The following is a 16,871-nucleotide window of genomic DNA, read 5'->3' on the forward strand; positions in this document are numbered from 1 at the left end:
GCGGAAGAGACCTCCGGTTGTCGGCATGCGCCCGTACACCGGAGGTTTGATCAATGGTAGTCCCTGCCTGGGCTTGGCTCGCCACCATCGGCGGCTTGATCGTGTTGTTCGCGATCGACCTGTTCATCGTCGACCGCAAACCGCACGAGGTCACCGTCGGTGAGGCCGGGCGGTGGGTCGGGTTCTACATCGCCTGCGCGATCGCCTTCGGCGCCGCGATCTGGGCTTTCTCCGGTGCGCAGTACGCGGGTGAGTTCTTCGCGGGCTACATCACCGAATACTCCCTCTCGGTCGACAACCTGTTCATCTTCCTGATCATCATGTCGGCCTTCTCGGTGCCGAAGATCCACCAGCACCGAGTCCTGCTGGTCGGCATTGTGATCGCCTTGGTGATGCGCGGCATCTTCATCGCCGTCGGCGCGGTGGCGATCGCGAAGTTCAGCTGGGTCTTCTATCTCTTCGGTCTTTTCCTGGTCTACACCGCCTGGCAGCTGGCTCGTACCGGCATGGGCGAGGACGAGGAGTACCAGGAGAACGCGATGACCAAGCTGACGCGCCGCGTCTTCCCGGTCACCGACAACTACCACGGCGCCAAGTCCTTCGTGAAGCTCGACGGCAAGCGCTTCGTCACCCCGATGTTCATCGTCATGATCGCCATCGGCACCGCCGACCTGCTCTTCGCGGTGGACTCGATCCCGGCGATCTTCGGTCTGACCAAGGAACCGTTCCTGGTCTTCACCGCCAACGCCTTCGCACTCATGGGCCTGCGCCAGCTGTACTTCCTGCTCGGCGGCCTGCTCAAGAAGCTGGTCTACCTGTCGGTCGGCCTGGCGGTCATCCTTGGTTTCATCGGCGTGAAACTCGTCCTTGAGGCCTTGCACACCAACACCCTGCCGTTCATCAACGGCGGCGAGGCGCTCTCGGTGCCCACTATCGGCATCGAGGTGTCGCTTTCGGTGATCGTCAGCGTCCTCGTGATCACCACCGTCGCGAGCCTCATCAAAACCCGCCGCGACGACTCCAATTCGAGCGACATCACCGAACCCGCGGAGCAGAAGCTCTAGAAACAGCGCGGATTCTTGTAGACGGCCTGGCGGCCCGGGTCTCCTTCGGGGGAACCTGGGCCGCCTTGCTGTGTTTCGGGGTGGTGGTTTCCGCGACCCGTGCGGCCAGGCTCGCGTAAGTTCCATGGTCATGACCGTGCTGCGTGGTGCCTCGGTCGCCCTCCGCCCAACTGTCCAGGACTACCGGCACGCCGGCATCGACATCTTTCTTGATCCCACCGTGCACGGCAGGGGGCTGGGCGCCGACGCCATACGTACACTGGCCTGCCATCTCATCGACACCCACGGCTATCACCGTCCGGTCATCGACCCGGCAGCTGACAACGCGGCAATGATCCGCTGCTGCACCAAAGTCGGGTTCCGGCCGGTCGGCATCATGCGGGAGTACGAGCGTGGCCCAGACAGCACTTGGCACGACGGCCTCCTGATGGACCTCCTGGCCAACGAACTGGTGCGCTGACGGTCCGAGCTGATCTGCTCGGCGGGTTGTCGCGCTGCGGGCATGGACCTGGCGACGTGCTCACTTTGGCCATGCGGCGAAAGATCGGAGTATTCCACTCTCGACAGTCAATGAAACGTTCGACAAGCCACCAGTGCGCGCGTGCGGCATCAGACAAGATTTTCGCCCCGGCCCGGAAAGCCATATCGGCTGACGCGGCCTGACGGCGGCCGGACAAGGTCACAAACTCCATACTGCCTGGTCAGAGCCGTACTAAACAGTTTATCGGTCAACTAGTGGGAATAATCGACGGTCCTAAGGCCCGCTAACAGTCCGGTACGGTCAGCGGGTGCGCCCAGAGGACATCGAACTGCTGGCGGCGCCCGGTGCGCCCGCCATGCGTGGGGATCTGCTGCTTGTTGGCGTCTCCACACCGGATATCGGCCTGAACGCCTATCGGGGCGGCCTTCGCCGCGTCCCCCTCGATGGTGCGTCCGCCCACGACTTCACGCACGGGTTCCGCGACTTGGCCGCGGCCATCTCGCCGGACGGGACGAAGGTCGCGTTTCTTCGCGTGGCCGAGCAGGGCAGCAAGCCGCAGGTCTATGTGATGCCGGTCGACGGCGGCGACGCGCGGGCGGTGACCGGGCTGCCGCTGGGAGCGGGCGCGCCGGTGTGGGCGCCCGATTCGCGGCGGATCGCCTTTGTCGCGCGGATTCCGGAGCCCGGTCGCTACGGCACGGAGGGGCCCGACGGGACCGTGGACGCGCAGTCCGAGGCGCCGCGGCTGATCACTCGGCTGGATTTTCGGCAGGACGACGCGGGCTATGTCACCGACCGCTGCGCGCAGCTGTTCGTGGTGGATACCGGCGAGGCCGACGCGGTGCCGACCGCGCTCACCGAGGGTTTCGCCGAGCCAGGGGACCCCGCGTGGACGCCGTCCGGGCAGCATGTGCTGGTCAGCGCCCGGCGGGATTGGGGCGCCGAAGGCACTACGTATAACGACTTGTACGCGGTGCCCGCCGATGGCGGTGCGCCGGTACTGGTCGCGCGCAGCGCGGGCACGCTCGCCCACCCCGTGGTCACCGCGGACGGCATGGTGGCCTACCTGGGTGAGGCGTACGACGGGTCGATCGCGGTCGCCAACAACGCCGGGCTGTGGGCGGTTCCGCTGCGGCTCGACGGTGTCCACGGCGAGTCGCGCAGGCTGACCGACCCGGAGACCGTCGACTGCGACATCGCCGCCGGTCGGCCCGTGGTGACGTCGCGGGGGATCCTGGTCGGCGTCCGGAACCAGGGTGCGGTGGAATTGCGCCGGGTGGACATCGGTGCGGCGGAAGCGGTTCTGTCCGACCTGACGCTCGTCGCCGGAAGTCAGGGCCAGGTCAAGGGATTCGCCGCCGACGACGACCGGGCGGTGGCCGTGGTGTCCACTTGGGACAGCATGGGTGACGTGGTGCTGGTCTCGGGCGACGAGACCAACAGGCTGACCGATCTGTCCGCTCCGCTGCGGGAGCGCGGGATCCGCCCGCTGATCGAGATCAAGGGGTCGGCGCCGGACGGCTACGGCACGCACGGCTGGCTCGTGCTGCCCGAGGGCGACGGCCCGCACCCGGTGATCCTGTCGGTGCACGGCGGCCCGTTCATGTACTACGGCTGGGGCCTGTTCGACGAGGCGCAGGTGTACGCGGAGGCCGGATACGCCGTCGTGCTGCCCAACCCGCGCGGTTCGGCGGGCTACGGGCAGGAACACGGCCGCGCCATCATCGGCGCGATGGGTACCGTGGACGTCGACGACGTGCTTTCCGTGCTGGACGCCGCCCTCGAGCGCCCAGACCTGGACTCCACCCGCGTCGGCATCATGGGCGGTTCGTACGGCGGCTGGATGACCAGTTGGCTGGCCGCGCACCACGGTCCGCGGTTCAAGGCGGCGTGGAGCGAGCGTGCGGTCAACGTCTGGGACTCCTTCGTCGGCGCCTCGGACATCGGGTGGTGGTTCGCCGACTCCTACTGCGGTCCCGACCCGGAGACCCAGCACGACATGAGCCCGCTGACGCACGCCGACAAGATCGACATGCCGTTCCTGATCGCGCACTCCGAGCAGGACTACCGCTGTCCGGTCGATCAGGCGCAGCGCATGTTCGTCAAGCTGCGCCGCAACGGCGTGCCCGCGGAGATGCTGCTGTTCCCCGGCGAGGGCCACGAGCTGACCCGGTCGGGCCAGCCGCGCCACCGCAAGCAGCGCTTCGACGCCGTTCTCGACTGGTGGTCAAGGTATCTGTGACATGGCCCGCCCTCCGGGCGGGCGGCTCGTCACCGCGGCCGAGCGTGGGGCCCGCAGCATGCCTACCGCAGTTTCCTTACAGGTGATCAGACGCGGCCTGGGGCGCCGTACAGTCCCGGGCCGTCGATCTCCAGCCCGTGCAGGAAAGTGCTGGCGACCACATAGGACTCGCCGATCAGTTCCGGTGTGTGGGTGAAGTCCAGCGGGGTGACCCGGATCAGCGGCGGGCCCGGCAGGTAGACCACCGGCACGTCGCCCGCGATCATCGGCGCCTCCAGCACCGCCTGCTGGCGCATGGTCACCATCGCGGTGTAGAGCACGATCTCGGCCATGGTCTGCGGCTGCTCGGGCAGGCGCCCGGGGAACGCGCAATCCAGCACCACCAACGACTTCGCGCCCATCGCGACCGCCTGTCGCATCGGCACGTTGGCGACCACGCCGCCGTCGTAGAGCAGCATGCCGTCGTGCGCGACCGGCGGGTAGATACCGGGGATCGCGGCGCTGGCAAGTACCGCGGGGCGGAGCGGGCCGGACCGCATCAGCCAGGGTTGCGCGGTGGCCACATCCATCGCCACCACGCCAAGCGGCAGCCGCAGGTCGGCGAAGGTCGCGTCGGGACCGATGGCCGCGTCGATCACCGCGGCCAGGCCGTTGTTGGGGAACAGGTGGGTCTTGGTCCGCTGGAAGGTGCGCACCTGGCCGAGCAGGCTGCCGGGGAACACCGCCTGCCGGGTCATCGACGTCCAGATCTTGGTCAGCTGGTCGACCGGCGGCGTGCCCTCCATCGCGATCATGGCTCCGTTGAGCGAGCCGACCGACGTGCCCACCACCAGGTCCGGCGTGATGTCGCGTTCGGCCAGGGCCCGCAGCATGCCGACCTGGATGGCGCCCAGGCTGCCACCGCCGCCGAGCACGAAAGCGACCGGGCGGGGCAGTTCCATCGGCGGTCTCCTTACAGCAGCGTGTAATTGAGTTCTTCGCAGATGCGGGCCAGCGGCAGATCCAGCCCAGGGTAGTCCAGCGGGAGCAGCAGGTCCGGTGTCGTCGGCAGGGCGCCGCGCGCGGGCGGGTCCCACAGGCAGATCGCCGGTTCGCCGCTGTCCATGGACGATCTGTACCAGACCCCGTCCAGTTCCGGGTGTGCCGAGCGGATCGCCCGCGCCCACGCCTGGGTGACGCTCTTGTTGCCACTGCTGATCTCCTGCGACGCGCCCGCCCTGGTCGGCCACAGCCCGCACAGGTCGAGCAGGCGCAGCGTGCGCTTGGGCCGGAACACCACCAGGTGCGGGCGCCTGGTGGTGCGGTCGACGACGGAGGTCTGCTGGAACACCTCGGCCACGCTGGTGCGCACGGTCAGTCCGAAGTAGAGCGCGCCGTGGCCGGGTGCGCTGGTCGGGCCGCCGTGGCGGTCCACCTGGTGCGGGTCGAAGCGGGCGTGCGGCAGCGGGCCGGTGTAGCGGAAGGAGTTCCAGCGCTGCCGGTGCGCGCCCGCGGCGGCGAACACACGGACCAGGTGCGTCGCGCTGTGGATGGCGACGACATCTTCTTCGACGCGCAGCAGGGTCTTCAGCGCAGCGGGGACCGGCGGCTGGGGGAGCCGTGACATGTGATGCGGTGATCCAGTCGTCGGGGGAACGGGTTATGCCGGGGTGCCGAGCATCGACGCCAGCGCCGCGACCTTGGTCGGGTCGCCGCCCGCCAGCAGCCATTGCCGCGGCGTCGCGGGTTCGTCGTTGACCCGCAGGTCGGGCTGGGGGTGGTCATGAAGGCGGCCACGACCAGCGGGGGCTGGTCGGTCGGGACCGAGCGCAGCACCACGTCGAGGCCGGGCAGCACGCCGGACGGGGCGAACTGCCAGGCGGGCAGCCGCCAGCCGCCGCGGTCCTTCCAGCCCGCGAGCCTGCCCGCGGCCAGCCGGTGCCGGATGCGGCTGGAGTCCACGCCGACGGACTCGGCCGCGTCGGCGACGGTGAGCGCCGAGTCGCGCAGCACGGCCTGGGCGGCCACGGCGCGGGCCCGGGAGTCGATCTCGTCGGGGCGCCGGGGCGTGAGGTCGAGCCCGACGTCGGCGAGGGTGTCGCGCTGTTCGGCGGAGAAGTAGTCCGCCGGGTCCGGTGTCGCGGGGGAGAGCCGTCTCGCGGCTTCCTCGACCAGTTCGAGGAACTCCGCGGCGTTGATCCGCAGGCCTGCCTTGGCGAGAACCGTCTCTAGCATCGTCATGGTCACCTGCCGCCCAAAGCGCACGTGTTCAGCCGTACCCGGCTTGCGCACTGTGTCAATGGTTCGCTCGCAAGCTCGCTCACGGCTGTCATGCGCCTAATGTATCGCGCGTGTGCGGGTTCGTGCGCATTTGTGGCTCAACTCACCGCATTTGGGGAGAAACTAACATAGATCTGCCACTTTCCGCTCAAGCTCAAACACTGACAGTTGTCGAACAGCGGTGCAACCTACGGGAGTAGGTAGTCCGTCCTGGAGGCATGAGCACCGACTTAAGACTTCCCCGGATCGGCGTGGCCGCGCTGGCCATCGCGGTCGCGGGGGCCGCTGTCATCGCGACGGCCTACTTCGTGGGGGACGATCAGGCGACCCAGCCACCCGGCCCCGGTTCGGTCCCGTCGGTGTCGGAGGTCCGGCTGGTCGCATTCGACTCGTGTGACAAGGCCCTGGCCGACCTCAAGGCCGCGGGCATGGCCAAGGTCGGGCCGTACGGCCTCGACGGCGACGTGATGGTCATGGAGCGCGGCGTCGCCGCCGACGCGGGTGCGCCGCAGGCCCCGGAGGCCAAGACCACCACCCAGAAGGGCAAGGACTACTCGGGGACCAACAACCATGAGGCCGCCGCCGACGAGCCCGACCTGGTCAAGACCGACGGCAAGCGGATCATCAGCATCCTCGACGGCAAGCTGCGCGTCGTCGACACCGCGACCCGACAGCTCACCGCCACCCTCACGCTGCCTTCCGGCGCCCCGTCGGCGATGCTGCTCGACGGCGACCACGTGCTGATCACCTCGCATCCCGAGGGCGTCGCCTTTGATGCCGCGCATCCCGGGATGTACAACAGTCAGCTCACGATCACCCGGGTCGACCTGAACGGCGGCGCGCGGGTCGCAGGCTCGCTGACGGTGGACGGCACCTACATCGACGGCCGCCAGGTCGGCTCCGTGGCCCGCATCGTCATCCGGTCCACGCCGCGGCTGCCGTTCGTCATGCCCACGCAGGGAATCAGCCCCGACGAGGCGACGCGGCGCAACAAGGACGTCATCGGGAAGTCGAAGATCCAGGACTGGATCCCGCGCTACAACCCGGGAAGCGGCGCTGAAGGCCAGCTCTACGACTGCACCGCCCTGAGCCGGTCGGCCAGCTACACCGGCACCGCGGTGCTCAGCGTGCTCACCTTCGACCTGCGCGACGACCTCGGGACCGGCGACGGCGTCGGGCTCGCGGCCGACGGCGACACCGTGTACGGCACGGCGGCCAGTTTGTATGTCGCCGACGACCGCCAGAGCCGCATGGGCATCATGCCCATGGAGGGACGCGGCAAGCCCGCGCCGGGGCTGCCGGAGCAGGCGACCACCACTGTCCACCAGTTCGACATCAAGGTCGCGGGCAAGCCGGTCTACCTGGCGTCGGGCACGGTCATGGGCTCGCTGCTGAACCAGTACTCGCTGTCGGAGCACAAAGGCAACCTGCGCATCGCCACCACCAAGGGCGATCAGCGCTGTTGCGTCCAGTCCCAGCAGTCGGAGAGCTCGCTGGCCGTGCTCACCCGGCGCGGCGCGGAACTGGCCGAGATCGGCCGGGTGGACGGGCTGGGCAAGACCGAGCGCATCCAGTCGGTCCGGTTCGTCGGCGACACCGCCTACGTGGTGACCTTCCGCCGCACCGACCCGCTCTACACCGTCGATGTCTCCAACCCGGCAAAGCCGACCGTGACCGGCGAGCTCAAGATCACCGGCTACTCGGCCTACCTGCACCCGATCGCCGCGGGCAGGCTGCTCGGCGTCGGCCAGGACGCCACCGGCGAGGGCCGGGTGACCGGAACCCAGGTGTCGCTGTTCGACACGTCGTCGGCGCAGGCGAAGGTGATCACCCAGTACCAGCTCAAGGGTGCCTCATCGGAGATCGAGTTCGACCCGCACGCCTTCCTCTACTGGGCCGACAAGGGCCTGATCGTGGTCCCGGTGGTCAACGCGTTCGACGGGCGGGCCATCCCGGGCGCGCTGGTGCTGCGGCTGGCTGGCGACAGCCTCACCGAGGTGGCCAGGCTCAGCCACCCGACGGGCGGGGAGTACGGCGACGTGCAGATCCGCCGGTCGCTGGTGGCCGCGGGCGCGCTGTGGACGGTGTCCGGCGGCGGGATCATGGCCACCGACCTTGGCGGGCTGAATCAGCTCGCGTGGGTGCCCTTCGCCTGACGGGCCATCCGGCGCAGCCGCGACCACGGGATCACGCCGTCGCTCTTGTCCGGGAAGTCGGTCTTCTCGGGGAACAGCGGCGGCGTGCCCAGCGTCGCGGTGCGCACGGCGCTGTCGTCGGCGACGAACTCGGGCTTGAGGTGCTCGGTGTCGTAGTAGCGGTGGAACACCGGGGTGATCCCGCCGGACATCGGCGGCACGATCCAGGTCCAGTCGGCCGGGCACTTGCGCCCGGCCTTCTCCTCGCGTTCGACATGGGTGAGGAAGCGCGCGGACTCGGTGTGGTGGTCGGTGATCGTCACCCCGGCCGCCGCGAACGAGTGCAGCACGGCGACGTTGACCTCGACCAGCGCCCGGTCGCGCCACAGGCTCGCCGGGGTGGAGGTGTCCAGGCCGAGCCGGTCGGCGACGGTGGGCAGCAGGTCGTAGCGGTCGGCGTCGGCGAAGTTGCGGGCGCCGATCTCGGTGCCCATGTACCAGCCGTTGAACGGCGCGGCCGGGTAGTCGACGCCGCCGATGGACAGGCGCATCGAGCTGATCGCGGGCACGGCGTGCCAGCGCAGGCCCAACTCGGCGAACCACGGGTGGTCGGGATGGCTCAGCGGCACCTCGCACACCACGTCGGCGGGCAGCGGGAGCACGTGTGGGGGCTTGTCGGCGGCGGAGACCACCAGTGGGAGCACGTCGAAGGCGCCCGGCGCGCCGGGCGGGGCCCAGCCCAGGTCGGTGACCGCCGAGGTGAACCCGACGTAGCGCGGGTCGCCAAGGACGGTGCCGTCCGGGCGGCGGTAGCCCGCGTAGCGGATGAGCTGCTCGTTCCAGATCCGCGGGGCGGGGGAGCCGGGGGTGTCTGGCGCGAAGATGGTGATCAGCGGGCGGATCTTGCCGCCGTTGGTGGCCAACCGCAGGTGTTCCAGGCAGTGCGCGGCCACCTTCGCGGGAGCGCGCACCGCTCGCAGGTCGCGGACTTTCATGCTGCGCCAGTACAGCCTGCCGATGCACCGGGCGCTGTTGCGCCAGGCGACCCGCGCGCCGAACTCCAGCTCAGCGATGGAGTGGCGGTAGGTGCCGGTGAGCTCGACTTCGGCGCGAACCCACTGGATACGGTCCTTGACTGACCCGGCGCCGGGATTCTCGCGGTGGAACAGCTCAAGGAACTCCTCGGCCTCGTCGAGATCGGCGACGCCGCCGCGGGGGCCAGGCTGATCATCGTCACCGGGTAACGACCAGATCTCTCCTGTCACCCGCGAGAACCTACCGGGTGCACAGCGTGTTCGGACCTACACTCACTCGTTTGGCTGTCACCTGAAAGGTGTACGTCTGGGGGCGGATTCCCGGGCCGGATTCCCTGGTGGATGACCGACAGTTGGTTCCGACTGTTCGTCCGGTCAGGGCATTGTCTCGGCGCCGAGCGGTGAACTCGGCGCCGAGCGCACGGAAATTTCGATCCGACGTGGCGTTGGTCACTCTGAATTTCCCGCCACATCCTGTAACGCTATTGCTGGGAGTAGTTCGATCCAGCGATACCGATGTGGTGAATGGGTGACAGTGTCTTGCTGGTGGCTAGTCGGTGACTTGTCGGTGGCCCGAACTACCGGTGCGGGTCAGACGCGGAACACCGGTCCGGTGGTGACGACCAACACGCACGGATTGCCGTACGTCGTGGCGAAGTCGATCCGCTTGCCCCGCCACCGGCCGAACGCGGTCACGTGGACCGGGTCGTACTGCAGCGTGCATGCCCGGTCCGGGGCGACGTTGAGCTGATCGAAGTCCCCGTCCACCTGCGTCAACGCGGCACAGGCCGCGTCGGGTGAGTGGTGGATTCCGCCGTTGGGGCCGCAGCGGAGCGTGCCTGCCCTGGTGGGTCCCTGGGACCCGGAGACGGTCAGCACAAGGTACGCGGACTCGGTCGGCGTCGCTTCGGCGGGGGTGGCGAGCGCCGCAGCGGCGGCGACCGCAAATGCGCTTGCGAGGAACTTTCGCAACATGAATGAACACTCCTTCGCGCTGTGGATGCCGTTTGCGCCGAATGGGGACCCAGGAGTCACGCGAATCCGAGCTTAGGACGAACAGAATTCGCTTTCACCCAGGGGGGTATCGCGCCGCACCGGTCGTGAGTGCTATTCATGTCGCCGGCAATCAGCGCCGCCATCGGCGAGATAGGCTTACTTCCTTAGTGGTACACGGCTGGAAAGGTCCATAAGTGGGAGGGATAACACGCGCGTCGAAAGCGTCGCGTGACCGTTTGTCCGACCGCATCGCCATCGGGATGCTGATCAAGGCGTTTCCCCCGGAGGAGGTGGATGCCGCGATCGACGCGGCAGGGGTTCGAGAACAGCGGTCGAGGGCGCTGCCCGCGCGGACGATGGTGTATTTCTCGCTCGCCATGTGGTTGTTCGGCAGCGCCGGGTACGACTCGGTGCTCACCCGACTGACCACCGGCATGCGCTGGGCCGGGGTCAGCACCGGCAAACGCGCCGAGCCCAGCACCGGGTCGATCACCAAGGCGCGCAAGCGACTGGGGTCGGAGGTCATGCGCAGGCTGTTTCTGCGCCGCGCGGTCGAGGCCGTCGACGCCCCGCCCCGGTGGCGCGGGCTGCGGGTGTGCACGCTCGACGGGGGCGTGATGGATGTGCCGGACACGGTGGCCAACCTGGCCGCGTTCACCGAGGCCGAGGTTCGGATGGTCGCCCTGGCCGCACCCGGCGACGGCGCCCTGATCGATGTCGCGGTCGGCACCGGCGACGACGAACTCGACGCCGAGCTGATCGGCGCGGTCTCGACGGACACGCTCGTGGTCGCCCATCGGGCGAGCCTGGGTCACCGGCAGTGGCGGGCGGCCACCGAGCAGGGGGTGCACCTGCTGTGGCGGCCAAGCGAATCGGTGGACCTGCCCCGGCTGCGGCTGCTGGCCGACGGGTCCTACGTGTCCAGACTGCTGCCCGAGTGCGACCCGATGTCCCGGTCGGTCACGGTCCGGGTTGTCCGGTCCGGTGAGACGGTGCTGATCACCACACTGCTGGACCCCGAGCGCGCCCCCGCCGCGGAACTGGTCGCCCTGCACGAGGGGCGCTGGCGGTTCGAGTCGGTTTTCGACGCGCTCGACGCCGGTCCGGTGGCGCTGCGGTCCCAGGATCCGCACGGGGTCAGGCAGGAGTTATGGGCGATGTTATGTGTCTATCAAGCGGTCCAAGCGTGGCGATGGGACGGTAAGGAAGCGCTTGCTGGGAGGATCTGACGGTGGATGAGATCAAGGTGGGCGTCATCGGCTACGGGTTGGCGGGCCGCGCGTTCCACGCCCCGTTCATCGCCGCCGCAGCGGGTCTACGGCTCACGACGGTGGTGACGGGCTCGCCCGAACGCGCCGCCGCCGTGGCCGAGCGGTACCCGGACGCCACCGTTGTGTCCACTGTGGACGAACTGTGGCGGTCGGGTCTGGACCTGGTCGTCGTCGCCTCGCCCAACCGCCACCACGTCGCCCAGGCCGCCGCGGCTCTCGACGCGGGTTTGCACGTGGTGGTCGACAAACCCGTCGCCGCCACCGGCGCGGAGATCCGCGACCTCGCCGACCGCGCGGACCGGGCGGGCCGGATGCTGACGGTGTTCCAGAACCGCCGCTGGGACGGCGACTTCCGTACGGTGCGCGACCTGGTCGCCGACGGCACCCTGGGCGCGGTCACCCGCTTCGAGTCCCGCTTCGAACGCGCTTCCCGCTCCGCGCGCACGGCGTGGAAGGCCAGCCAGGACCCGGCGGACCTGGCTGATATCCGGTACGACCTGGGCAGCCATGTGGCCGACCAGGCGATCGCGCTGTTCGGCAGGCCGGTGTCGGTGCACGCCGAGGCCACCCCGTCCCCGGTCGCCAACGACGCGACGATCCTGCTGACCCACGCCGGCGGAGTGCGGTCCTACCTGCGGATGAGCAGCGTGACCACGCCCGCCGCGCCCCGGTTCGTGGTCACCGGAATGGACGCGGGCTACCGAAGCTGGGGCCTGGACCCACAGGAGAAAGCGTCGGTCGCGGGCCGCCTGCCGACAGACGCGGGCTTCGGCGAGTACCCCGAGGAGCTATGGGGACAGTTGGTGACGGACGAGGGAGTCCGCGCTGTCCCGACCCAGCCGGGCGCCTACCTGGGGTTCTACCAGTCCGTCGCGGCGTGTGTACTCGGCGACGGACCGCCGCCGGTGCCGCTGTCGGACTCGGTGGACTTGGTGGACACCCTGGAGGCGGCGATCAAGTCGGCGGACACCGGTGTCCCAGTCGCCATCTGACGCGCTGATCGATGACACCGCACTGGCCCTGTCGTCGGTCGTCGCGAACAACGCGATGAACCGAGGACGGGGGCTGGAGTCGTACCGCCGCGAACTCGGCTTCGATCCGATCGCGATGGTGCGTGACCGCGGCTGGCTCGACTTGTGCTGCGGTGAGGCCCGCGCTCTCATCGACGCGGCGGAACTTGTCGGTGGCGCACCGCTGATCGCCGACTTCGACGTCGCCGCGGTGCGTGGGCCGGACGGACGGCCGTTGGGGCGGGGGCTGCTCGCGGCGCTGCGGGACGCGGGCTTCGTCTACGACGGCAGGCGTCGGCGGGTGTCGCGGCGGGGGTGGGCCACGATCCAATTCCCGTTCGGCTACTTGGGCGCCGATGTGGCCGCTGGTCCCAACTACACCGGCCAAGCCGCGGTCCACGCGCACTACGGCAGTCGCGGATAACATCCGGCGGACGGTTGGGAAATATCCGTTTGTCCTATCGGCCTCGGCGCCGGTTCCCATTACGCTCCACTCTGGAAGCGAGCGCTCACGGACCGTCCCGCCGTGCCACCAGGTCCGTTGGTGCTGACGTGTTTCCGCCGTTGCCGCATGTCCCGACGAGGCCCGGAGCCCCCGGGTCGCTTCGGGCTGCCTTTGGAAGGGACATTGCCCATGCGTACGTCCTCGATCCGCGCGGCCATCGTCGCCGCCGTGATCACCGTCGGCTCCTTACTCGGCGCCGGGTCCGCCGCCGCCGCGCCGGAGCAGGATCCGGTGTTCACTCCCACCTCGGGCGCCACCACCATGAGCGTCCTGGTCACCAAGCTCACCCACGCACAGGCCACCACCCGGTTCCGCAACGCCGGGATCACCTGGTCCTCCAGCGGCAACTGCAGCAACCGCAACAACTCCACCTGTACCTCGTTCGAGCAGATCAACCTGGCCACCGTCCAGGGCGCCGAGACCCTGAAGCGGGCCTGCGGCTGCGCGCTGAACATCACCGGCGGCACCGAGACCGGCCACGCCAGCGGCACCTACAGCCACTGGAACGGCTACAAGTTGGACTTCTCCAAGTACTCGGGCATCGGCAACTACATCCACAACAACTTCACCTACATCGGTGGCGGCAAGTGGCGAGCGGCCTCGGGCAACATCTACTACGACGAGGGCAACCACTGGGACGTGACTTTCTACAGCTGCGGCTGCTGATCGGCTGATCGCCTGCCGGTCACCAGTCGACCATGGTGACCGGCAGGCTCTTGATCCCGTTCTGGAAGTTCGACCGCAGGCGCACCGGCTCGCCCGCGAGCGTCAGCCGCCCTGGCAGGTCCAGCACGGCGCGGAACATCGAACGCAGCTGCACGCGGGCCAGGTGGGCGCCGAGGCAGAAGTGCGGGCCGTGGCCGAAACTGAGGTGCTCGCCCGCCGCGCGGGTGATGTCGAAGGTGTCCGGGTCGGGGAAGACGCGCTCGTCGCGGTTGGCCGAGGAGAACCACACGACCACCTTCGCACCCGCCGCGATGGGCGTCCCGGCCAGCTCGGTGTCCACTGTGGCCGTTCGGCGGAAGTGCATGACCGGCGTCCACCAGCGCAGCATCTCCTCCACCGCGCCGTCGACCAGGTCGGGTCGGTCCCGAAGCGTGCGGTAAGTGTCCACATGGGACATCAGGGCGATCATCCCGCCAGGAATGCCGTTGCGCAGGGTCTCGTTGCCCGCCACGGAGAACAGCCAGAACAGGTTCTCGAACTCCTCGATCGACACCCGACCGCCCTCATCGTCCACATGGGACATCAGGGTGCTCATCACGTCGTCGCCAGGGGAGTGGCGCTTCACCTCGCCGAGGTCATGCGCGTAGGCGTAGAGGTCGGGCATGCCCGCTCGGGTCCGCGGGTCGGGCATCCGGCCGTCGGTGTCCGGGGTCGGCCGCAGCCGCAGCGCGCGGCGGGCCAGGTCGCTGGATCCGGCGCCCGCGGTGTCGCTCACCGCGTACTCGTCGTCCTGGAAGCCGATGACCCGGTTGCTCCAATCGAACATCAGCCACCGGTCCTCGGCGGGCACCCCGAACACCTCGGCCAGGGTCAGCAGCGGCAGGTCGGCGGCGACGTCCTTGGCGAAGTCGGTCTCGCCCGCGATCCGGCCCACCAGCTCGCGCGCCCAACCGTCGATCCGGTCGGTCAGCCTGGCGATGGCGCGCGGGGTGAACGCCCTGGTCAGCAGGCCGCGCAGGCGGTTGTGGTCGGGCGGGTCCTGGTTGAGCATCATCCGCCGGACGTAGGTCAGTGCCTCGGGCGCGGGGTCGCGGATCTGCGTGGCGCCGAGCTGGGAGGAGTAGACGTCGGGGGAGCGCAGCACGTGGCGCACCTCGGCGTGTCGCAGCACCGCCCAGAACCCCGGGCCGTCCGGCTCGTCGACCCACCGCACGGCCGACTCCTCGCGCAGGGCCTTGAGGAGGTCGTACGGCACGGCGGTGCGGTAGGTGTCCGGATCGAGAATCGGCGCGGCGTCGGTGCCCATGGAGCCATTGTGTACGGCAAGATCGCGCCCGTGGACAACATTCATGTCGAACGCGGCGGCACCGACGGACCCACGTTGCTGCTGCTGCACGGCCTCGGCGGCAGCGCCGAGGTGTGGGCGGGCGTGACCCCGCTCTGGCCGGGCCGCTGGATCGCCCCTGACCTGCCTGGCCACGGCGCGTCGGCGCCCGCGGACCGGTATTCCTTCGGCGGGCTGGCGGCCGCGGTGGCAGGCCTGGTCGACGGGCCGGTCGCGGTGCTCGGCCACTCACTAGGCGGCGTGGTCGGCCTGGCGCTGGCAGGCGGCTGGTTCGGCGTCGAGGTGACCGCGGTGTGCGGACTCGGGATCAAGGTGAGCTGGTCGGCGGCCGACCTGGCGAAGGCAGCGGAGATCGCGGCGAAGCCGAGCCGGGTGTTCGCGACCCGCGAGGAGGCGGTCGACCGCGCGGCCAAGGTCGCAGGCCTTCCGTCGGGCGCCGAGGCCACCCGCCTGGTCGTGGCCGACGGAGACGGCTGGCGGCTCGCGCTGGACCCGGCGGCCTTCGCCGTCGGCCGCCCGGACCTGCCCGGCCTGCTCGGCGCGGCCCGCGCCCGGGTCCGGCTGGCGGCGGGGGAGAACGACCCGATGAGTCCCGCGGACCACCTGCGGACCCTGGTGGCCGACCCGGTCGTGCTGTCCGGGCTGGGCCACAGCGCCCACGTCGAGGACCCGGCCGCGCTGCGGGGGCTGCTCGACTTCCTGGCCTGACCCGTCGTGGGGCTCCCGCGCTCGGGAGCCCCACGGCCGGAGATCAGCTGACGCCGACCAGGTCCACGACGAAGATCAGCGTCTCGCCGGGCTTGATCGCGCCACCGGCGCCGCGGTCGCCGTAGCCCAGGTGCGGCGGGATGACCAGCTTGCGCCTGCCGCCGACCTTCATGCCCGCCACGCCGCGGTCCCAGCCCTGGATCACTCGCCCGCCACCCAGCGGGAAGCTGAACGTGTCATTCCGATTCCACGACGCGTCGAACTCCTCCCCGGTCGAGTGCGCGACGCCGACGTAGTGCACGGTGACGAGCTGGCCGGCCGTGGCCTCCGGGCCGTCGCCGACGGTGATGTCCTCGACCACCAGATCCGCGGGCGGCGCGCCCTCGATCGGGTCGACCTCGGGCTTCTGCAAAGCCATGCTCACTCCTAGATTCGGTGTTGCTTCCCCGCCATCCTGCCCCGCCAGTGCGGGCTCGCGCGCGACGACCCGCCCAGGCGGTAACGCGACAGGGGGTTCCGGCGACATCAAGAACGCGGCCCTGTCACCCCCCGACGGCAGGGTCGCCTTTTCTTTGGCCCCGCCACCGACGATCGCTTCGTCCGGCTCGCGGATCGCCTTGACTTCGTCAGGTGCCCAAGTGGACCAAGCCGGTCCCCGGCGGCGAGATCGTTCTCTATCCTGAGCCCGTGAGCGACTTGTCGAACGGGCTGACCCCGCTGGAACTCGCGGGCCACGTGCGGTCCAAGATCGAGTCCGCCCAGCGGTACGCCCACGGCCGCAAGCACCGATTCCGCTGGAAGTCCGTCACGGTCAGGCTCACCACGCTGGTGCTGTCCGCGGCCTCGACGATCATCCTTGGTCTGCAGAACCTGGATCCGTGGACGGGCACGGCGTTCTCGCTGATCGCGGTGGTCACGGTGGTGGCCGCGCTGGAGCCGTTCTTCGCCTGGCGCTCGCTGTGGGTGCTGATGGAGGAGGCGTCGTATCGTTTCCACCGGCTGCTGGACGAGCTCGAGTATTACGTCGCCGCGAACGAGCCCGACACCCTGGACATCCAGCGCGTGCGCGAGATGCACGACGAGTACCAGCGGATCTGGGAGAAGCTCAGCTCCAACTGGCTCAAGAACCGAGAACAGGGCTAGGGCGTGTCCTGC

16 protein-coding genes and 1 pseudogene are annotated in these 16,871 nt (G+C 69.4%); 10 read left to right on the forward strand and 7 right to left on the reverse strand.

What is annotated here, in order from left to right; translation table 11 throughout:
- Positions 1-53 precede the first annotated feature (53 nt).
- The 3 genes from BN1701_RS05910 to BN1701_RS05920 all read left to right on the forward strand — a co-directional run bounded on the left by BN1701_RS05910 (position 54) and on the right by BN1701_RS05920 (position 3,787).
- Entirely contained in the window at positions 54-1,064 is a 1,011-nt protein-coding gene (locus BN1701_RS05910) for a TerC family protein (protein ID WP_054046235.1), read from the forward strand.
- A gap of 130 nt (positions 1,065-1,194) precedes the next feature.
- Entirely contained in the window at positions 1,195-1,524 is a 330-nt protein-coding gene (locus BN1701_RS05915; RefSeq protein ID WP_369800497.1) for a GNAT family N-acetyltransferase, read from the forward strand.
- A gap of 328 nt (positions 1,525-1,852) precedes the next feature.
- Complete coding sequence (locus BN1701_RS05920; protein ID WP_054046237.1) at positions 1,853-3,787, forward strand: S9 family peptidase; 1,935 nt, start codon at positions 1,853-1,855, stop codon at positions 3,785-3,787.
- Between the two features lie 86 nt (positions 3,788-3,873).
- On the opposite strand, the gene BN1701_RS05925 is transcribed toward BN1701_RS05920, so the two are convergent.
- From BN1701_RS05925 to BN1701_RS05935, 3 genes and pseudogenes are all read right to left on the reverse strand, one after another.
- Positions 3,874-4,728 carry a patatin-like phospholipase family protein gene (locus BN1701_RS05925; protein WP_054046239.1) on the reverse strand — a complete coding sequence of 285 codons (855 nt, stop codon included), beginning with the start codon at positions 4,726-4,728 and terminating at the stop codon, positions 3,874-3,876.
- An 11-nt stretch (positions 4,729-4,739) separates the two neighbouring features.
- Entirely contained in the window at positions 4,740-5,393 is a 654-nt protein-coding gene (locus tag BN1701_RS05930; protein WP_054046241.1) for an RES family NAD+ phosphorylase, read from the reverse strand.
- A gap of 33 nt (positions 5,394-5,426) precedes the next feature.
- Positions 5,427-6,007, reverse strand: a pseudogene (locus BN1701_RS05935) (DNA-binding protein).
- Between the two features lie 257 nt (positions 6,008-6,264).
- Between BN1701_RS05935 and BN1701_RS05940 the strand changes: the two are divergent.
- The gene (locus BN1701_RS05940) at positions 6,265-8,202 is read left to right on the forward strand and encodes a beta-propeller domain-containing protein (RefSeq protein WP_082859674.1); all 1,938 of its coding nucleotides are present in this window, start codon (positions 6,265-6,267) and stop codon (positions 8,200-8,202) included.
- Here the strand turns inward: BN1701_RS05940 and BN1701_RS05945 are convergent.
- Together BN1701_RS05945 and BN1701_RS05950 are read right to left on the reverse strand one after the other, a co-directional pair.
- Entirely contained in the window at positions 8,175-9,446 is a 1,272-nt protein-coding gene (locus BN1701_RS05945) for a nitric oxide synthase oxygenase (protein WP_369800498.1), read from the reverse strand. The genes BN1701_RS05940 and BN1701_RS05945 overlap by 28 nt on opposite strands.
- A 360-nt stretch (positions 9,447-9,806) precedes the next feature.
- Positions 9,807-10,190 carry an SSI family serine proteinase inhibitor gene (locus tag BN1701_RS05950; RefSeq protein ID WP_054046245.1) on the reverse strand — a complete coding sequence of 128 codons (384 nt, stop codon included), beginning with the start codon at positions 10,188-10,190 and terminating at the stop codon, positions 9,807-9,809.
- Between the two features lie 257 nt (positions 10,191-10,447).
- Here BN1701_RS05950 and BN1701_RS05955 point away from each other — a divergent pair, with 257 nt between their 5' ends.
- From BN1701_RS05955 to BN1701_RS05970, 4 genes are all read left to right on the forward strand, one after another.
- On the forward strand, positions 10,448-11,440 hold the full coding sequence (locus tag BN1701_RS05955) for an IS4 family transposase (RefSeq protein ID WP_054046247.1): 993 nt from the start codon (positions 10,448-10,450) through the stop codon (positions 11,438-11,440).
- A 2-nt stretch (positions 11,441-11,442) separates the two neighbouring features.
- The gene (locus BN1701_RS05960; protein ID WP_197672050.1) at positions 11,443-12,474 is read left to right on the forward strand and encodes a Gfo/Idh/MocA family oxidoreductase; all 1,032 of its coding nucleotides are present in this window, start codon (positions 11,443-11,445) and stop codon (positions 12,472-12,474) included.
- Positions 12,455-12,916, forward strand: coding sequence for a hypothetical protein (locus BN1701_RS05965; protein WP_054046251.1), 462 nt, complete (start codon positions 12,455-12,457; stop codon positions 12,914-12,916). Before BN1701_RS05960 ends, BN1701_RS05965 begins: the two co-directional genes overlap by 20 nt.
- Before the next feature lie 210 nt (positions 12,917-13,126).
- Positions 13,127-13,663, forward strand: coding sequence for a hypothetical protein (locus tag BN1701_RS05970; protein WP_054046254.1), 537 nt, complete (start codon positions 13,127-13,129; stop codon positions 13,661-13,663).
- A gap of 19 nt (positions 13,664-13,682) precedes the next feature.
- On the opposite strand, the gene BN1701_RS05975 is transcribed toward BN1701_RS05970, so the two are convergent.
- Entirely contained in the window at positions 13,683-14,969 is a 1,287-nt protein-coding gene (locus tag BN1701_RS05975; protein WP_054046256.1) for a cytochrome P450, read from the reverse strand.
- Positions 14,970-14,978: 9 nt separating this feature from the next.
- On the opposite strand from BN1701_RS05975, the gene BN1701_RS05980 reads away from it, so the two are divergent.
- Entirely contained in the window at positions 14,979-15,716 is a 738-nt protein-coding gene (locus BN1701_RS05980; RefSeq protein ID WP_231949501.1) for an alpha/beta fold hydrolase, read from the forward strand.
- 43 nt (positions 15,717-15,759) lie between these two features.
- On the opposite strand, the gene BN1701_RS05985 is transcribed toward BN1701_RS05980, so the two are convergent.
- On the reverse strand, positions 15,760-16,134 hold the full coding sequence (locus tag BN1701_RS05985) for an FKBP-type peptidyl-prolyl cis-trans isomerase (RefSeq protein WP_172803194.1): 375 nt from the start codon (positions 16,132-16,134) through the stop codon (positions 15,760-15,762).
- 269 nt (positions 16,135-16,403) lie between these two features.
- Here BN1701_RS05985 and BN1701_RS05990 point away from each other — a divergent pair, with 269 nt between their 5' ends.
- Positions 16,404-16,859, forward strand: a complete 456-nt coding sequence (locus BN1701_RS05990; protein ID WP_067521076.1) for an SLATT domain-containing protein — start codon at positions 16,404-16,406, stop codon at positions 16,857-16,859.
- Positions 16,860-16,871 lie beyond the last annotated feature (12 nt).

The sequence above is a fragment of the Alloactinosynnema sp. L-07 genome (assembly GCF_900070365.1).
In the GTDB taxonomy this organism is placed as follows: domain Bacteria; phylum Actinomycetota; class Actinomycetes; order Mycobacteriales; family Pseudonocardiaceae; genus Actinokineospora.

Coding starts and splice junctions, on each gene's coding strand:
- BN1701_RS05940 (WP_082859674.1), top strand. CDS start 6,265: ATGAGCACCGACTTAAGACTTCCCCGGATCGGCGTGGCCGCGCTGGCC.
- BN1701_RS05930 (WP_054046241.1), bottom strand. CDS start 5,393: ATGTCACGGCTCCCCCAGCCGCCGGTCCCCGCTGCGCTGAAGACCCTG.
- BN1701_RS05970 (WP_054046254.1), top strand. CDS start 13,127: ATGCGTACGTCCTCGATCCGCGCGGCCATCGTCGCCGCCGTGATCACC.
- BN1701_RS05975 (WP_054046256.1), bottom strand. CDS start 14,969: ATGGGCACCGACGCCGCGCCGATTCTCGATCCGGACACCTACCGCACC.
- BN1701_RS05925 (WP_054046239.1), bottom strand. CDS start 4,728: ATGGAACTGCCCCGCCCGGTCGCTTTCGTGCTCGGCGGCGGTGGCAGC.
- BN1701_RS05915 (WP_369800497.1), top strand. CDS start 1,195: ATGACCGTGCTGCGTGGTGCCTCGGTCGCCCTCCGCCCAACTGTCCAG.
- BN1701_RS05910 (WP_054046235.1), top strand. CDS start 54: ATGGTAGTCCCTGCCTGGGCTTGGCTCGCCACCATCGGCGGCTTGATC.
- BN1701_RS05950 (WP_054046245.1), bottom strand. CDS start 10,190: ATGTTGCGAAAGTTCCTCGCAAGCGCATTTGCGGTCGCCGCCGCTGCG.
- BN1701_RS05985 (WP_172803194.1), bottom strand. CDS start 16,134: ATGGCTTTGCAGAAGCCCGAGGTCGACCCGATCGAGGGCGCGCCGCCC.